Raw genomic sequence first — 16,607 nt, forward strand, 5'->3', positions numbered from 1 at the left:
AATGCGAAACAGGATGCCGACGGCTGTGCCGCACGGGCATTATTGGTTGCAGATGCGACCAGCCACTTTTCGACATGCAATAAAAACTTGCACCACTATGGTCATGTTTCCAATTATATCGTATATGATTATGAAGGCGGTGATGATCATCCGCCGTGGATCACGGATACGGTGCCCTGATATGTCGTCGCAGTCGCAGCCCCTCGAAACGTTGGAAGCCTTGTTGAGCCAGGCATGCCAGATTGCCGATGCGCTCGGCCTGGACCTCGCCGCGATCCGCATCGAAGAGGCGCTGATGGTCGCGCGCGATCCGCACGGCAGCAATCCGCTGTGGCAGGATTCCTGGGGCACGATGAGCGTCCTCAACTAAACGACGCGCCCGCCATCCGGCGGGCGGCGTTCAGGCGCTTGCTGGGCCTCCTCCGACGTCCGCGAAGCGCGCCGTCTCGAGCGCGGGCGTCGCATCATCGGGCATCGTTCGCGCGATCGTCTCGAAGGCGCCGTTGCGGATGCGGATTTCGTTGAACGCCGGCGGCGAATTGCGCACCCGCTTCGACAGCGTACCCGCGCCGATCATCCGGATCGTCCGGCCCGCCCGCTCGACGGGCACGTCGAAGGGGTCATGGACGTGGCCTGACATCACCGCATGCGCGCCCGCCTCGGCCAGCGCGGTCAATGCGCTGTCGCCGTGCCGGGTACTCGCCGTCCCCTTGGTGCCACCCTCGATCAGCGGATGATGCGCGGCGACGAAGATCAGCCGGTCCTTGGGCGCGGCGGCGATCATCGCCAGCGCCTTGCGCAGCGAGCCGGGGCTCACCCGCCCCTTCGACCAGTTCCAGCGCCATTGCGCCCGCGCCGTCGTCTTGAGCGGCACGATCGTCACTCCGGGCAGGTCGAGTTCACGCTCGATCATCTTCTCGACCGCGGCATAACGCTGATACGGCGCCAGCAGCCGGCGGAACGGGTCCCAATAATAGGGTATGTCGTGGTTGCCGACCTCCAGCGTCACCGGCACGCCCAGGCTGCGCAGCCAGTCGCCGCCGCGCTGGAATTCGCCGCGTGTCGCGCGCATCGTCAGGTCGCCGGTCATGATTACTGCATCGGGTCGTTCCGCAGCGACGCGTTCGCCGAACCAAGCTATCGCTTCAGGGTCTTCGGCACCGAAATGAACGTCGCTGACGTGGAATAACTTGATCATGATTCCCGAACGCTGCTGTCGCCCGAAAGCTGCCGGGCCGGATCGACATTCGATAACCTCGCCGTTTCGGGCGATGATGGTTGCCGAAACTTCACCCTGTCGTCACCCCGGGCTTGCTTCCTTCCAATCGGCGTCCTCAAAGCACGTAGCGGAACCGCGGATCAAGTCGGGACCTCTGCGAAAGTGCGCGTCCCTGGTGGAGCAGCACGATGCTCCTGCGAACGCAGCCGCCGCCTAGGGCGAAGCAAAACAAGGTCTTACGACGATCAAGACTCCTGTGCTCCTGCTTTCGCAGGAGCACAGGTAAACTTTGCGGAGGCCCGATCAAGACCGGTTTCCGCTGCGTCCTTCGCGCTTGCCATAGGAAGCGGGACCCCGGGTCGAGCCCGGGGTGATGAAAGTGTGGGGCTTGGGCGACCGTTCATCATCCGGAAACGCCGAGAACCTCGAACGTCGGTCGCGGCCATCGGCCCGGTGCTAGTTTGGCCGGATCGTATTATGGTATTGATTTGTATCAACACACGTTAATTTGTAATGCGCCATGGGTCGGGTCATGTCGGACTGACTATTTGTACGGTGACAATGGCAATTCCTCTCGAAACCGACCCGACCCTGGACCTGACGGTCTGCGATCGCGAACCGATCCATATCCCCGGCGCGATCCAGCCCCATGGCCTGCTGCTCGTCGCTGCGGCGGATGGCGACCATGCGGTGCTGGCCGGCGCCGGGGCAATCGAGTCGCGACTGGCGGCGGAGTGGCAGGGTCGCCCGCTCGCCGCGCTGCTCGGGCAGGATATCGCGCTGCTGCTCCACCATCTTCCGGGCGGCCTCGACGCGGTCGGCCAGTTGCCGGTCGAGGGGATCGGCGAACGGTTCGTCGCTACGCTGCACCGCGCGGGTACGCATCTGCTCGTCGAACTCGAGCCGGTCGCCGACGAGCCCAGCTCGGTGGCGACGACGCTCGGCTGGCTCGACGCGGTCGCCGGCAGCTTCGAGCGCGCCGCCGACTTGCAGACGCTCTACGATCGCGCCGCCAGCGCCTTCCGCCGCCTGACCGGCTTCGACCGGGTGATGATCTACCGCTTCCTCGACGACGACGCCGGGCAGGTGGTGGCGGAGGATCGCGACCCGGCGCTGGACACGTTCCGCAACCATCGCTTTCCCGCCTCCGACATCCCCCGTCAGGCGCGGGCGCTGTACGTTCGCAACCGGACGCGGGTGATCCCGACGATCGATTACGATCCGGCGCCGCTGCGCCCGGCCGGCTTCGCGCAGGTCGATCTCAGCGACATCGCGGTGCGCCACGTCTCGCCGATCCATCTCCAATATCTGCGCAACATGGGCGTCGAGGCGTCGGCGTCGATCTCGATCGTCAAGGACGGGTTGCTCTGGGGCCTCGTCGCCTGCCACCACAACAGCCCGCGCCGGTTGCCGCCCGATGTCCGCAGCACCGGCGCGACGCTCGCCAGCGGCCTCGCCCGCCAGATCCGCGCGAAGGAAGAGGCCGCGGCCTATCGCGAGCGGCTGGCGCTGCGCGTCGCCGAGGACAGCGTCGTGCCGCGGCTGAACAGCGAGGAGCCGTTGCGCGCCGCGATCGTCGCGGTGAAGGACGAATTGTGCGCGATGCTCCACGCCGACGGCTTCGCGATGATCGCCGGCGATCAGGTCGAGCGGTTCGGCCGCTGCCCCGAGGATGACGTGTTGCGCGGCATCGCCCGCTGGGTGCGCGAGCGCGGCGAGCCGATGGCAACGCACGAACTGGGCGCGTTGCTGCCGATCGCGCGCGGGCACGAGCAGACCGCGAGCGGCCTGCTCGCGGTGCCTCTGCACGAGGAGGATGCGATTCTGCTCTGGCTGCGCGCCGAGACGATCGAGACGATCGAATGGGCCGGCAATCCGCACAAGTCGGTCGCGGTCGCGCCCGGCGCGATGCTGACCCCGCGCACCTCGTTCGCCAGTTATACCGAGACGGTGAGCGGCCGCTCGCAGCGCTGGACGCTCGAACAGGTCGAGGCCGGGCATCGCCTGCGCCGCCGCTTCCACGAGGCGCGCCAGCACCTTCAGGTGCGAATCCTTAACCGCGAATATCATCGCGCGCTGGCGGAGAAGGACGCGCTGCTCGCGCAGAAGGACGTCCTGATGAAGGAGGTCAACCATCGCGTACAGAACAGCCTGCAACTGGTCGCCTCCTTCCTGCGCCTGCAGGCCAAGACCGCCAACAGCACCGTCGTCGCCGATCATCTGGCGGAGGCGCAGGCGCGCCTTGCCGCGGTGGCGCTGGTCCATCGCCGCTTGTACCGCGACGATCAGGTCGAGAGCGTCGATTTGTCGCGCTACATCGACGAGCTGATCGCCGACATGCGCGTCTCGCTGGGTGCCGAATGGGGGCGGCACATCAAGCTCGATCTCGCGCCGGTGCTGGTGCCGACCGATCGCGCGGTCAACATCGGTCTGATCCTCACCGAACTGGTCATCAACGCCACCAAATATGCCTATGGCGGCGCCGCCGGGCCGGTGGCGATCGCGCTGGAACAGCATGGCGGCAAGCTGCGGCTGATCGTCGCCGACGACGGCCGCGGCAAGGGCGACGGCGAAGGCTTCGGCAGCCGGATGATGGACGCCATGGTCCAGCGCCTGTCGGGGATCATCGAATTCGGCGACAATGCGCCCGGGCTGCGCGCGATCATGACCGCGCCGATCGCGGAAGTCTGACGATCGGTGCCGGACGTTGTTTTCGTCCAAGGAATGAAATCTAAGGAAAACTTTACCGTGATTTGCTAGGCCGTGCGCGACATCATGTATCGCGGACCAGCTCGAATGACTTTTACTTGGTATTACAAGGCGATGCATCAGAGCCGTCACGGCTGATGGCGATGACGTCGTTAACCGATTCGCGATGGGCGCGGCTGACGGCGTGGTGGGGCCATGGTTCGGCCGCTCCGGCTGCCGTCGCGCCCGCCGCGCCCGCCGTGCCGCCTGCGAAAGAGCCCGCGGCGACCAGCGCCCGGCGTGCCGCGGCGCGCGAGACGTTCGCACGTGTCGGCGCCTTCCTCGACGATCACGATCTCGCGCCGACGGTCGATCATTTCCACGTCGCCCGCTGCTACATCCTCGGCGAGGATATCGCGCTGACCCGCGCGGTCGACGACCATATCCGCGAGCACGGCCGGATCGACGCCGCCTTCCTCGCGCTGCCGGTGGTCCGCGAGCTGCTGGGGCCGCTGCATCCCGACCGGATCGCCGAAATGGCGGACGCACTCGCCGCGCGGCTGGCGGAATCGGAGACGACCTTCCGTCAGGGTCAGGCGGCGGTATCCGACTATGAAAGCGCCCTCACCGCCGAAGCCGCGGCGGCGGACGCCGATATGGACGGCGATGCGGACGGCACGATCAAGCGCCTGCTCGCGCTCACCAACGACGCGATCGCCCGCACCCGGCATCTCGCCGACCAGTTGCGCGAGACGCATCGCGAGACCAACCGTCTGCGCCGCAATCTGCAGGAGGCGCGGCGCGCGGCGGACGAGGATCATCTCACCGGCCTGCCCAACCGCCGCTGCTACGACCGCCGGCTCGTCGCGCTGGTCGCGTCGCGTCGGCAGGGGTCGGAACATTGCGTCGCGCTCTGCGACGTCGACGATTTCAAGGTGATCAACGACCGCCACGGTCACGAGACCGGCGACCGCGTGCTCAAGCTGGTCGCGCGCAAGCTGACCGCCGGACTCGGCGCCAAGGTGCTCGTCGCACGCCACGGTGGCGAGGAATTCGCCTGCCTGTTCGAGGATTGCCCGCCCGATCACGCCTTCGCCGCGCTCGACCGGGTGCGCGACGGCGTCGGCGCGCGCAGCCTGATCAACCAGACCTCCGGCGACGGCATCGGCCGCCTCACCTTCTCCGCGGGCATCGCGGTGCTCGGCGACGATCTCGCCGCGACGATGCGCGCCGCAGACGCCGCGCTCTACAGCGCCAAGCGCGCCGGCAAGAACCGCATCGTCATCGCCTGAGTCGTCGCCATGCGCTTAACCACCCATCCGTGTCGTCTTTTGCGCCGGGCATGCTAAGATAGCGTCATGCACCGCCCGATCTCCTGCCGTTCGTCCGGAGCCGGCCCGCATCGCCGGTCGCCGTCCCGGGATGGTGCATCATCCAGTTTCGGCTTGCGCGGCGGGGCGTCCCGCCCCATGCGCGCCGCGCCCTCTACGAAAGGTCTCTTATGGTAGCCTGGTTCCAGGCGCTGATGCCGAAGCAAGGTCGGTTCTTCGATCAGTTCGAGGCGCATGCCGCCACGCTGGTCGCCGGTGCCGACGCCTTGCAGAAGCTGTTCAGCGGCGACGGTGCGATCGCGGTCCATATCGCCGAGATCGTCGACCGCGAGCATGAGGCGGACGATATCACCCGCGACGTGCTGCAGGACGTTCGCCGCGTCTTCGTCACCCCGTTCGACCGTTCGGCGATCACCGACCTGATCGGCGTCATGGACGATTCGATCGACCAGATGAACCAGACCGCGACCACCATCGCGCTCTACGAGGTGAAGACCTTCGCGCCCGACATGCGCGCGATGGTCGACCTCGTCGTCGAGGCGGCGCGCGTCACCGCCGAGGCGATCCCGCTGCTGCGCAAGCTCGACGCCAATGCCGGGCGCCTGCACGATCTCACCGCGCGGCTGGTACAGCTCGAGGGGCAGGTCGACGATCATCACGCCAAGGGGCTGCACGCCTTGTTCAAATCCTGCGGCAACGATCAGCCGATGCGCTTCATCGTCGAGCGCGAGATCTACAGCCATCTGGAACGCATCGCCGACCGGTTCGAGGACATCGCCAACGAGATCCAGGGTCTCGTCATCGACCACGCCTGATCCATGACGATCTCCTTCACGCTGCTGGTCGCGCTGATCGGCGTCGCCTTGCTGTTCGACTTCCTGAACGGCCTGCACGACGCCGCCAATTCGATCGCGACGGTGGTCTCGACGCGCGTGCTCAAGCCGCATCATGCGGTGATCTGGGCCGCCTTCTTCAACTTCATCGCCTTCGCGGTCTTCGACCACAATGTCGCGCAGACCGTCGGCAAGGGCATCGTCAGCGCCACCGTGATCGACCCGCAGGTGATCTTCGGCGCGCTGATAGGTGCGATCGTCTGGAACGTCATCACCTGGCGCTACGGCATACCGTCCAGTTCCAGCCACGCGCTGATCGGCGGGCTGCTCGGCGCCGGGATCACCAAGGCGGGCTTCGACGGCGTCGTCTGGGCGGGCGTCGGCAAGACCGTCGGCGCGATCTTCCTGTCGCCGACCGTCGGCATGATCCTCGCGCTGCTGCTTGTCCTCGTCGTCGCCTGGACCTCGCTGCGGCTCACCCCGATGGGCGTCGACAAACGCTATCGCAAGCTCCAGCTCGTCTCCGCGGCGCTCTACAGCCTCGGCCATGGCGCCAACGACGCGCAGAAGACGATGGGGATCATCACCGTCCTGCTCTATTCGCAGGGGCTGCTCCACGGCGGCTTCCACGTGCCGTTCTGGGTGGTGCTCTCATGCCAGGCGGCGATGGCGCTGGGCACGATGTCGGGCGGCTGGAAGATCGTCCATACGATGGGGTCGAAGATCACCCGCCTCACCCCCGCGCAGGGCTTCTGCGCCGAAACGGGCGGCGCGATCACCTTGTTCATGGCGACGGTCGGCGGCATTCCGGTGTCCTCGACGCACACCATCACCGGCGCGATCGTCGGCGTCGGTTCGGCGCGGCGGCTGTCGGCGGTACGCTGGAACATCGCCAGCCGCATCGTCGTCGCCTGGGTCGTCACCCTCCCCGCCGCGGGCCTGATCGGCGCCGCTTGCTACGAAATCGCCGCGCTGCTCTCGCGCTGACCGGGGTGACGGTTGGATCGATCCTCCTTCCGTCCCCACGGACCTTCCACCCCGCTCCACCGTTCTGCCCCCGCAACCTAGTGGAGCCGCCCCCATGCCGACCGAACTCATCATCCTCGGCGTGTCCGTCATCCTGCTCGTCGTCCACATCATGCTGCAGGGCCAGACGGCGACCCGAGAGCGCGGCCTCGCCTGGAACGCCGGCCCCCGTGACGGCACCGACGAAAAGCCGCTCGGCCCGCTCGCCGGCCGCGCCGAACGCGCATTGTCGAACTATCAGGAAACCTATCCCGCCTTCATCGCGCTGGCGCTCGGCCTCGCGGTCACCGGACAGACCGGCGGGGTCGGTGCCGCCGGCGCGATCCTGTGGCTGGTCGCGCGCCTCGTCTACATCCCGCTCTACCTGCTCGGCATCCCCTACGTCCGCAGCCTCGCCTGGGTCGCGGCGATGTTCGGCCTGCTGCTGATGCTGATCCGCTTCTTCTAAACGCCCACGACCCAACGATAATTTTTATGTCAGTAACAGACATTTAACGTTGCAAGGCTAGCGGGGGCCATGGTCGATCTTCCCGCCGCGCTCATTCCCGCGCTCACCGTCATCCTGCCGCTGGCCGCGGTGCTCATCGCCTCCGCCTGCGCGATGGATCTCGGCGGGCGGTAATCCGGAGACGGGGGCTCGCCACGCGAGCCCCCGCACCCCTCACGCGATATGCACCGCCTTGGTGATCAGATGCGCGGCGATCCCCTCGGGGCCGTCCTCCGACCCGTAGCCGCTGTCCTTGACCCCGCCGAACGGCGCATCGCCCCAGCTCAGCCGCACGGTGTTGATCGCCACCATCCCCGCCTCGATCTCGTCGCCGAGCCGGTTCTGCAAGCGGCCGTTCTCGGTGAAGCAATAGGCGCCGAGGCCATAAGGCAGGCGGTTCGCCTCGGCGATCGCATCGTCGGCGTTGGCGAACGATCCGATCAGCGCGATCGGACCGAACGGCTCCTCGTTCATCGCGCTGGCGGCGAGCGGCACGTCGGCGAGCACGGTCGGCGCGAAGAAGAAGCCGTCGCCCTCCCCCGGTACGCCACCCGTCAGCAGACGTGCGCCCGCGCCGACCGCATCCGCGACGATCCCGGCGATCGCCTCCGGCCGGCGCGGGTTGGCCATCGGCCCCATCTGAATGCCTTTCTCCAGCCCGTTGCCGACCGTGATCGCCGCGGTCCGCTCGGCGAAGCCCTTGGCGAACCGCTCGTAAATGCCCTGCTGGACATGGAAGCGCGTCGGCGCGACGCAGACCTGGCCGGCGTTGCGGAATTTGTGCGCCACCAACGTGTCGAGCGTCCGCTCAAGATCGCAATCGTCGAACACCAGCACCGGGCCGTGCCCGCCCAGCTCCATCGTCGACTTCATCACCGTATCCGCCGCCAGCTTGAGCAGATGCTTGCCGACCGGCACCGATCCGGTGAAGCTCAGCTTGCGCGTCACCGGCGAGGCGAGCAACTGCCGCGACACCGCGTCGGGCACGCCGAACACCAATTGCGCGACGCCGTCGGGCAGCCCCGCATCCTGGAAGCAGCGCAGGATCTCGACCGCGGCGCCCGGCGTCTCCTCGCTCGGCTTGAGGATCACCGAACAGCCCGCGGCGATCGCCGGCGACAGCTTGCGCACCGGGTTCATCACCGGGAAATTCCATGCGCAGAACGCCGCCACCGGCCCGACGGGCTGATGCAGCACCAGCGAGCGCGTGCCGGTCGGCCGCGGCAGCACGCGGCCATAGATGCGCACCGCCTCGCCGGCGTGGAAGTCGAGCAGCGCCGCGGTCGCCATCACCTCGCCCTTCGCCTCGGTATACGGCTTGCCCTCCTCCAGCGTCGCCAGCCGCGCGAGCAGATCGGCACGCTCGCGCACCAGCGCCGCGGTCCGCGACAGCACCGCCGCCCGCTGCAGCGGCGCGGTCGCGCGCCACGTCTTGAAGCCCCGATCCGCCGCTGCCAGCGCCCGGTCGAGATCCGCCGGCGTGGCCAGCGGCAGTTCGCCCAAAGTCCGGGCGCTCGCCGGATCGAGCACCGGCTGCGTCTCGCGACCGGCGGTGATCCACTCGCCGTCGATGAACAGGCCGAGGCGCGTATCGTAGGTATCGGTCATAACGTTCCGCTTTCGTCAGGCGTGATGCCCCGCCGCGCGGCAGGACAAACGGTCGCGACGATACCGGTGCCACCGGCGACGCCACGGACCACGCCGGCTATGTAGGGGCAGGCGGTGCGGGGTGGAAGGCGGCAGCCGCGCTCACCCGATCCCGGCAACCACCCCGCCCCGGCATCGACCGATCACAAGGGCAATCCGAAACGCGGCCCGAACCAGATCAAAGCGGCGTAGAGAAGGATCGTCAGCGCACACCCGGCCCCGAGCGCGAACCAGAAGCCGAAGCCATGCCGCAACAATGGCGCAATCAGCAGGAACATGGGAAGCGAGGGGATGACGTACCAGAACGTCGCCGAGGCATGGGCGGCCATGGTGTCCGCATCCGGCTTATCGTTCCATAGCCATATCATGCCGAGCACCGAAACCAGCGGAAGCGACGCGATCAGCGCCCCGAAGCCCGGATAGCGTTTCGCCAACGTCGAGGCGACGGCAATCAACGCCCCCGAGACAACGGCCTTCAGCGTCAGATACAGCATAGCCGCCGGTATCCCATGCCCGCCTCACATAGAAGCCGCCGGATGCCTTTTCACCGAGGTCGGACAGGCGCTGCGCCGAGGTTGCGGTGGAGCGGGTGAAGGGAATCGAACCCTCGTCGTAAGCTTGGGAAGCTTCTGCTCTACCATTGAGCTACACCCGCATATCAACGACTTAGCGCTGATCTGACCGCCTGCGGGGCTCCGGTTTACAATCCCGGTTTACAATCCCGCGTGCAATGCGACGGCCGAGTGCCACATTCCTGGCGTGGTCGTCAACGTAGATCGTCCGGATTCGCCGGACCGCATCGGGCGACCGCCCCATGATGTCGGCGATCTCCGTGTCGATCGGGTCGGTCGTGTCGTCATCTGCCTTGATCATGACATGGTGTAGACGAGCGTTTCAGCAAGACCGGCATTATTCACGTTGATCTTCTCCGCATCGCCAGTGCCGCCGTCTCGCCTTTCAAGCGCAATGGCGATTTATCACTGTTGACGGGATCAGGCCGTCGGCGGTTTGCTCGCAACGTCCTCGATCGCCGCTGCGAGCGCGTCCATCTGCGCTGCATTGTTGAACAGGCCCGGCGTTACGCGAACACAGGCGCCTCGCGTCACCCCGCTGCGGTGGACGGTGAAGATCCGATACCTCTCGAGCAGTCGGCGCGCGAGCGCAGCGTTCGCCGCATCGCTGGTTAAGCCGTGGAGGCGGAAAGACGTGATGCCCGCATGCAGATCTGCATCATCTGGCGTGAGCACTTCGACCTGCGAGAGGCGACGCACACGACTAACCCACCGGTCGCGCAACATGTTGAGCCGGGCAGCGCGGCGTGCAGCGCCGATCGAGCGCTGGAACCTCAGGGCTGCCGGCAGTGTCAGCTGCGCAGCAAAATCCACGGTGCCGGTGTGCACCCGCGAATGGATGCCGTCGCGCATCGTGGCATCGTTGGCGGGGTCCGGATCGATGCGATCAAGCGCCGGGCGCCGTACGTACATGGCACCGACGCCGAGCGGATTGCCAAGCCATTTGTGGCAGTTGAGGCCAATGAAGTCGCAGTTGAGATCGGGAAGGACGAAGTCGAGCTGACCCCAGCTGTGCGCGGCATCGACGATGGTGTCGATGCCGCGTGCACGAGCCGCCGCGGCGATCTCCCTTACCGGAATTACCAGGCCGGTGCGGTGACTAAGATGCGTCAGCAGCACCAGCCGCATCCTGGGATAGGCGTCGAACGCCGCCGTGTAGGCGGCGATCAGCGACTGTCTGGTGGCAGGCTCCGGCAGAGCGATCTTGATGACCGTCGCACCGCGGCGGGCATGGAGGCTTTCCATGCACGCCTGCATGCTATCGTAGTCCAGGTCGGCGTAGAGCACCGCATCGCCCGCCTTGAGCCGGTTATATCCGAGGATCAGCGCCTTCAACGCTTCCGTGGCGTTGCGGGTGAGTGCGACATCCTCCGCAGGCACCCCCAACTCGATCGCCAGATCCGCCTTCGCGGCGATCAGATCCCCGACCAACCCCCGCCTCGCATAGTAGCTGGTGTCGCGGTTCACCCGTTCGACGAGACGCAGATACTCGGCCAGCACCGGTCGTGGCATGGCGCCCCAGTTTCCGTTCTCGAGCTGGATGACGTCGGATGGCACATCGTATTGTGCCGCAATGCCTTTCCAGAAGACCTCATCGGTATCGGCCGGTGCCACCCGGGCCATGGTCGCTGCGGCATGAACGACGGGAAAGGCGATGCCCGCTCCCAGGACGGCGCGGCGTCCGATCCGCAGGTCTCGCATCAGAAACGCATTCCGATCCGGACGTAATAGTTGCCGCCGTCCGTGTCGTAAGGCGAGTTGCGGGAATAGACGAGACCGCGGGATGCCTGGAACACAGCTTCGTCCGGATAGGTGTTAAAGACGTTCTCCGCCCCACCGCGGAGCGTGAAATGATCGTCGAGCCGGATGCTCGCGGACACGTCCACCATCGTCATCGAGCCGAAGCGCTGGAAGATCGTGCCGGTCGCGTTGCCGGTCGAGTCTTCCCAGCCGCCATAGTAGCGGCCGCGTACCAGCAGCCCGACCGGGCCGATATCGTACCCGGCGGTGGCCACGCCATTGTGTTGCGGCAAACGCTGCTCGAAGATGCGGCGCTGCGCGTCGTTGCCGATGGCCGCGCTCGCCCCGCTCGTGACCTTGGTCTGGTTGTAGTTGTAGGCGAGGCTCAGGTTGGCCCGACCAGGCCCGATCTGGCGCACGTAGGTGAGCACCGCATCGATACCGCGCGTGCGCGTGTCGAAGTCGTTGGTGAAGTAGCTGAGCGAGGTATAGCGCTGCGGATTGGCGAAAGACGCCGGCACCGTGAAGGTGCGGGACTCGCTGAACCGGTCGTCGACCTCGATCTGATACAGATCGACGCTGCCGCTGAGCCCGATCTTGGTCTGAAATGTGATACCCGCCGTCGCCGTTCTGGACGTCTCGGGCTTCAGTGCCTTCGCACCGAGCGCGATCGCCAGGGGATCGGATGGCGACAGCCTCCCCTGGTTGAAGACCTGCAGCGTGACCGTGTCGAGGCCCTGCGTTGTGGATGTGGTGTTGAGCTGCGCTGGAGTGGGAGCACGGAAGCCGGTGGAGTAGGTCGCCCGCACCGCCAGACCGGTGATCGGCTCGACCCGCGCGGATAGCTTGTAGTTGAAGGTATCGCCGAAATTAGAGAAGTCCTCGTAGCGCCCCGCCGCGCCCAACGTCAGCGCAGTGACCGGCTTCCATTCGAGATCGAGATATCCTGCATAGCTCTCCTGGTCCCATACGCCTGCCCGCTGCGGGCCGAAGCCGGGAAAGCCGTTTGCGCTCGGGGCAAGCCCGAAGGCTGCACCGGGACCAATCGCATAGGAGGCGGGATCGCCGAGGCCCACCCGGTAGGTCTCGACACGCCGCTCGGCGCCGAACGCCACGTTGACGGGCTCCGCGGTGCCGACCGGCAGGCGATAGACGAAGTCGGCGTTCAGGTTGAACTCGCGCTGCTCCAGCCGCCCCAGGTAGAAGCTGGTCGGGCTGACGGGTCCAAGCGACGCGTTGAGGCTTTCGCCCAAGGTGTATTCAATTCGGCTGCGGCCGAAGGAGGCGCTCAGGTCGTAGGTCAGCGGCTCCGCGATGTTACCCTTGGCACCCGTCACTGACTGGAAGTCGCTGAAGGTGGTGCCGAGCCGGGGCGTGAAGCCCAGCGGATAGATGCTGTTGAAGGAAAAACCGGGAAAGGCCTGTGTCGCCCGATACACGCTCGCCGTGCCGTCGGGGTTGCGCCAGTTGAAGTCCGTCAGTCCCTCGCCCTGCTGGACGGTGCTGAAGGCGTACAACGTCAGGGCATCGTCAAAATCGTAATGCGCGTTGACGGCACCTTCGACCCGCTCCTGGTCGGGCTGCCCCCAGCGTTGGACGGGGTTGGGCAGGGTCAGTTGCGGATGTGCGGCCTGGAAGGCGATGGCATCGGGCCGCTGCCGCGACCGCGAAGTCGCTTCGGCATGATCATACTGACCGGTGAACACCACGCTGCCGCGCTCACCCAAAGCGATCCCGCCGCGCAGGCCGGTTTGATACTCGTTGCCGTCGCCCCGGTAGTATCGGGAATATTGGCCGAACGCCTCCATCCCAGGCTCGACGTCGAGCACGATGTTGACGACGCCGGCGATGGCGTCGGAGCCGTATTGCGCCGACGCACCATCGCGCAGCACTTCGACGCGCCCGATCGATAACGGCGGAATGCCGGCAAGATCGGGAGCCTGCGCGCCGCGCGTGCCCAGCAAGGCAGAACGATGATAGCGTTTGCCGTTGATCAGCACGAGCGTCTGATCCGCGGAGAGGCCGCGAAGGGTGGCCGGGCGGACGAAGGCCTGCCCGTCGGCTGCCGGGAGGCGCTGGACGTTGAACGACGGCAGCAACTGCGCCAGCGTGTCCGACAGGTCGTTCGAGATTGTGGATCCGATCGCCTGCCTGGACAGCACGTCCACCGGTGCGAGAGTATCGAACTGCGTGCGGCCGCGGTCACGCGTCCCGGTGACGACGACCGTATCGTCCGGTGCCGTGGAAGTCATTCCGTCTGCCGACGGATTCGCCACAGGCTGAGGAGCAAGCGTCTGAGCGTAGGCAGACGAACAGGCGAGCAGCTGCAGCGCGCTGGCTACGCTGACACTCAGTAATTTCATTGTTCCCCCAGGGACGTTCAGGCCTTCGTGGCTCTAAGCGACGCACTAGGTTGGCTACATTGCACGACGGTGACGCCGCCCTTGCGGATTTAAGTCACACCCTGACTGCCGGCCCGGCTAATACGGGTAGGCTGACCCGGACCCGGACACTCACGAGCTGACACAAGATGCCCGATATCGGCCATCCGTTCATGTCTTTAATCGTGAGTTTCGCGGCAGCGGCGTCTGCAATAACGACGTCTGCCGCGAGGACGCGAGAAAACGAATGATCTCGCATCAGAGACGGGGGCACCCCATACCCCCTTACCTGCCAACGATCAGTGATCCTGCAGGCGATGCTCGACGGCCTCCACATAAAAAAAAGGCGATCGCTTTCGCGACCGCCTTCTTTCCCAAACACAACCTCGGTCAGGTTGCGATATTCGAGCTCACCGGCTTGGCCGTTACGTCGAACCGGTCGGCTTCCATGACCTTCACCCAGGCCTTGATGAAGTCCTTGACGAACTTCTCCTCATTGCCGTTTTCGGCATAGACTTCCGCCGTCGCGCGCAGCTGTGAGTTCGAGCCGAACACCAGGTCCGTGCGGGTGGCGCGCCACTTCTCGCCCTTACCGCCGCGATCATGACCGATGAACTCCTCGTCGCTCGACGGATCGACGAGCTCCCAGAAGGTCTCGTTGTCGAGGAGGTTGACGAAGAAGTCGTTGGTCAGCTGCCCCTTGCGCTCGGTTAGGACACCCTCGGGCTTGTCGCCGTGATTGGCCCCAAGCACGCGAAGACCACCGAGCAGGACCGTCATCTCAGGAGCAGACAGGCCCAGCAGCGAAGCCTTGTCGAGCAGCAGCTCCTCGGTCTTCACGGTCTGCCGCGTCCGCAGGTAGTTGCGGAAGCCATCGGCCTGCGGCTCCATCCATGCGAAGCTCTCGACATCGGTCCAGTCCTGCGTCGCGTCACCGCGTCCGCCGGTAAACGGTACCGTGACCTCGAACCCGGCATCTTTCGCCGCCTTCTCGATCGCCACCGAGCCTGCAAGGACAATCGCGTCAGCAAGCGACATGCTTCCGCGAAGCTCGTTGAGCTTGGCGAGCACCGTTTCCAGTTCCGCGGGTTCATTGATCGCCCAGTTCTTCTGAGGCTCCAATGCGATGCGCGCACCGTTGGCTCCGCCACGATGGTCGGACTTGCGGTAGGTCGAGGCGGAGGCCCAGGCGGTCTTGACGAGCTGACCGATGCTGAGGCCGGAGCTCAGTACGCTATCCGCAAACGCCGCCATTTCGGCATCGCTCGGCGCTGTTCCCTCGGGCACCGGATCCTGCCAGATGAGCGTCTCTTCCGGCACCTCAGGCCCGAGGTAGCGGACCTTCGGCCCCATGTCCCGGTGGGTCAGCTTGAACCAGGCGCGTGCGAAGGCGTCGTCGAGCGCCGCTTGATCGTCGCGAAAGCGTTCGGAGATCGCGCGGAATTCGGGGTCCAGCTTCAGCGCCATGTCGGCGGTCGTCATGATCGTCGGCACGCGCTTGCTAGGATCGCGTGCGTCGGGTGCCATGTCTTCCCATTCGGGATTGATCGGCGTCCACTGCTTCGCACCGGCCGGGCTGGACGTCAGCTCATATTCGTACTTGAACAGCAGGCGGAAATAGTCGCCGGTCCACTTCGTCGGATTGTTCGACCACGACCCCTCGATCCCCGAGGTGGTGATGTGGCCCTTGCCGATCTCCTCGCTGTCCGTGAGCCAGCCGAGCCCCTGCATGTGCACGGCTTCCGACGCGGGTTCCTTGCCGAAATTCTCAGCGGGCTTCGCGCCGTGCGTCTTGCCGAACGCGTGACCGCCGGCGGTGAGCGCGACGGTCTCCTCCGAGTTCATCGCCATGCGCGAGAACGTGGCGCGCATGTCACGCGCCGAGCCGAGCGGATCGGGATTGCCGCCGGGCCCTTCGGGGTTCACGTAGATCAGACCCATCGAGTCCGCGGCGAGCGGGCCTTCCAGATCGAGCTGCTCGTCGGGGCGAATGCGGCTCTTGTGCTCCGCATGTCCGATCCACTGCTCCTCGGCACCCCAATAGGTGTCGCCTTCCGACTGATAGACGTCCTTGCGGCCACCGGCGAAGCCGAATGTCGGGCCGCCCATGCTCTCGATGGCGACGTTGCCGGCCAGGATGAACAGGTCCGCCCAGCTGATATGCTTCCCGTACTTCTGCTTGACAGGCCACAGCAGGCGCCGTGCCTTGTCGAGGTTGCCGTTGTCCGGCCAGCTGTTGAGCGGTTCGAACCGCTGCTGGCCCGACGACGAACCGCCACGCCCGTCGGTTACGCGGTAAGTGCCCGCAGCGTGCCAGGCCATGCGGATCATGAAGGGACCGTAATGCCCGTAATCCGCAGGCCACCACGATTTGCTGTCGGTCATCAACGCGGTGAGATCGGCTTTCAGCGCGTCGTAGTCGAGCGTCCGGAACGCTTCGGCATAGTCGTAATCCTCGCCCATCGGGTTCGGTGAAACGCCATGCTGGTGCAGGATCTCGACCGGCAGAACGTCGGGCCACCAATCCTTGTTGGTACGGCCGAGAAGCGAGCGGACCGTGCCTGCGCCGCCGCCATTCCTGCCCATCGGGCAGCGCTCGCTGGGATCTTCGTCAGCCATCTTCTCACTCCTCTTATGCTATCCGCCGCATTCTAATAGGGCGGATAAATTTATCCAATGGATT

The 16,607-nt window shown here is 65.9% G+C and carries 11 protein-coding genes, 1 tRNA gene and 1 pseudogene; 6 read left to right on the forward strand and 7 right to left on the reverse strand.

The genetic code is table 11. The features are described 5' to 3' along the window. Positions 1-130: 130 nt before the first annotated feature. On the forward strand, positions 131-370 hold the full coding sequence (locus ACLBWH_RS03800) for a hypothetical protein (protein ID WP_447796896.1): 240 nt from the start codon (positions 131-133) through the stop codon (positions 368-370). A gap of 30 nt (positions 371-400) precedes the next feature. Here the strand turns inward: ACLBWH_RS03800 and ACLBWH_RS03805 are convergent, their stop codons facing one another. Beyond that, positions 401-1,198 (reverse strand): metallophosphoesterase family protein, encoded by a 798-nt coding sequence (locus ACLBWH_RS03805; protein WP_447796898.1) that lies wholly within the window; start codon positions 1,196-1,198, stop codon positions 401-403. Between the two features lie 582 nt (positions 1,199-1,780). Between ACLBWH_RS03805 and ACLBWH_RS03810 the strand changes: the two genes are divergently transcribed. The 5 genes and pseudogenes from ACLBWH_RS03810 to ACLBWH_RS03830 all read left to right on the forward strand — a co-directional run bounded on the left by ACLBWH_RS03810 (position 1,781) and on the right by ACLBWH_RS03830 (position 7,545). After that, positions 1,781-3,910, forward strand: a complete 2,130-nt coding sequence (locus ACLBWH_RS03810) for a histidine kinase dimerization/phosphoacceptor domain -containing protein (protein ID WP_447796900.1) — start codon at positions 1,781-1,783, stop codon at positions 3,908-3,910. 161 nt (positions 3,911-4,071) lie between these two features. After that, a complete protein-coding gene (locus ACLBWH_RS03815) occupies positions 4,072-5,199 on the forward strand; it encodes a GGDEF domain-containing protein (RefSeq protein WP_322847609.1) in 1,128 nt (375 codons plus the stop codon). A gap of 197 nt (positions 5,200-5,396) precedes the next feature. Then, positions 5,397-6,053 (forward strand): annotated as a pseudogene (locus ACLBWH_RS03820) (DUF47 domain-containing protein); the annotation flags it as partial. Positions 6,054-6,056: 3 nt separating this feature from the next. Then, positions 6,057-7,058, forward strand: a complete 1,002-nt coding sequence (locus ACLBWH_RS03825) for an anion permease (RefSeq protein ID WP_447796902.1) — start codon at positions 6,057-6,059, stop codon at positions 7,056-7,058. 94 nt (positions 7,059-7,152) lie between these two features. Continuing rightward, on the forward strand, positions 7,153-7,545 hold the full coding sequence (locus tag ACLBWH_RS03830; RefSeq protein WP_322847607.1) for an MAPEG family protein: 393 nt from the start codon (positions 7,153-7,155) through the stop codon (positions 7,543-7,545). Between the two features lie 213 nt (positions 7,546-7,758). Here the strand turns inward: ACLBWH_RS03830 and ACLBWH_RS03835 are convergent, their stop codons facing one another. The 6 genes from ACLBWH_RS03835 to katG form a co-directional block, all read right to left on the reverse strand. After that, on the reverse strand, positions 7,759-9,192 hold the full coding sequence (locus tag ACLBWH_RS03835) for an NAD-dependent succinate-semialdehyde dehydrogenase (RefSeq protein WP_447796904.1): 1,434 nt from the start codon (positions 9,190-9,192) through the stop codon (positions 7,759-7,761). Positions 9,193-9,374: 182 nt separating this feature from the next. Further along, positions 9,375-9,725 carry a DUF3147 family protein gene (locus ACLBWH_RS03840; RefSeq protein WP_447796905.1) on the reverse strand — a complete coding sequence of 117 codons (351 nt, stop codon included), beginning with the start codon at positions 9,723-9,725 and terminating at the stop codon, positions 9,375-9,377. Between the two features lie 87 nt (positions 9,726-9,812). After that, positions 9,813-9,886 (reverse strand) — tRNA-Gly (locus ACLBWH_RS03845). A 337-nt stretch (positions 9,887-10,223) separates the two neighbouring features. Further along, positions 10,224-11,504, reverse strand: a complete 1,281-nt coding sequence (locus tag ACLBWH_RS03850; RefSeq protein WP_447796907.1) for an aminotransferase class V-fold PLP-dependent enzyme — start codon at positions 11,502-11,504, stop codon at positions 10,224-10,226. Beyond that, positions 11,504-13,906: a TonB-dependent receptor plug domain-containing protein gene (locus ACLBWH_RS03855; protein ID WP_447796909.1), complete on the reverse strand. Its 2,403-nt coding sequence runs from the start codon at positions 13,904-13,906 to the stop codon at positions 11,504-11,506. The genes ACLBWH_RS03850 and ACLBWH_RS03855 overlap by 1 nt, the downstream gene beginning before the upstream one ends. A gap of 408 nt (positions 13,907-14,314) precedes the next feature. Further along, complete coding sequence (gene katG, locus ACLBWH_RS03860; RefSeq protein WP_447796911.1) at positions 14,315-16,543, reverse strand: catalase/peroxidase HPI; 2,229 nt, start codon at positions 16,541-16,543, stop codon at positions 14,315-14,317. Positions 16,544-16,607 lie beyond the last annotated feature (64 nt).

It is taken from the genome of Sphingomonas sp. M6A6_1c (assembly GCF_053345135.1).

Bases quoted from the DNA above. Each gene is read 5' to 3' on its own strand.
- ACLBWH_RS03855 (WP_447796909.1), bottom strand. From the start codon at position 13,906: ATGAAATTACTGAGTGTCAGCGTAGCCAGCGCGCTGCAGCTGCTCGCC.
- ACLBWH_RS03805 (WP_447796898.1), bottom strand. From the start codon at position 1,198: ATGATCAAGTTATTCCACGTCAGCGACGTTCATTTCGGTGCCGAAGAC.
- ACLBWH_RS03835 (WP_447796904.1), bottom strand. From the start codon at position 9,192: ATGACCGATACCTACGATACGCGCCTCGGCCTGTTCATCGACGGCGAG.
- katG (WP_447796911.1), bottom strand. From the start codon at position 16,543: ATGGCTGACGAAGATCCCAGCGAGCGCTGCCCGATGGGCAGGAATGGC.
- ACLBWH_RS03810 (WP_447796900.1), top strand. From the start codon at position 1,781: ATGGCAATTCCTCTCGAAACCGACCCGACCCTGGACCTGACGGTCTGC.
- ACLBWH_RS03825 (WP_447796902.1), top strand. From the start codon at position 6,057: ATGACGATCTCCTTCACGCTGCTGGTCGCGCTGATCGGCGTCGCCTTG.
- ACLBWH_RS03830 (WP_322847607.1), top strand. From the start codon at position 7,153: ATGCCGACCGAACTCATCATCCTCGGCGTGTCCGTCATCCTGCTCGTC.
- ACLBWH_RS03850 (WP_447796907.1), bottom strand. From the start codon at position 11,504: ATGCGAGACCTGCGGATCGGACGCCGCGCCGTCCTGGGAGCGGGCATC.
- ACLBWH_RS03840 (WP_447796905.1), bottom strand. From the start codon at position 9,725: ATGCTGTATCTGACGCTGAAGGCCGTTGTCTCGGGGGCGTTGATTGCC.
- ACLBWH_RS03800 (WP_447796896.1), top strand. From the start codon at position 131: ATGAAGGCGGTGATGATCATCCGCCGTGGATCACGGATACGGTGCCCT.
- ACLBWH_RS03815 (WP_322847609.1), top strand. From the start codon at position 4,072: ATGACGTCGTTAACCGATTCGCGATGGGCGCGGCTGACGGCGTGGTGG.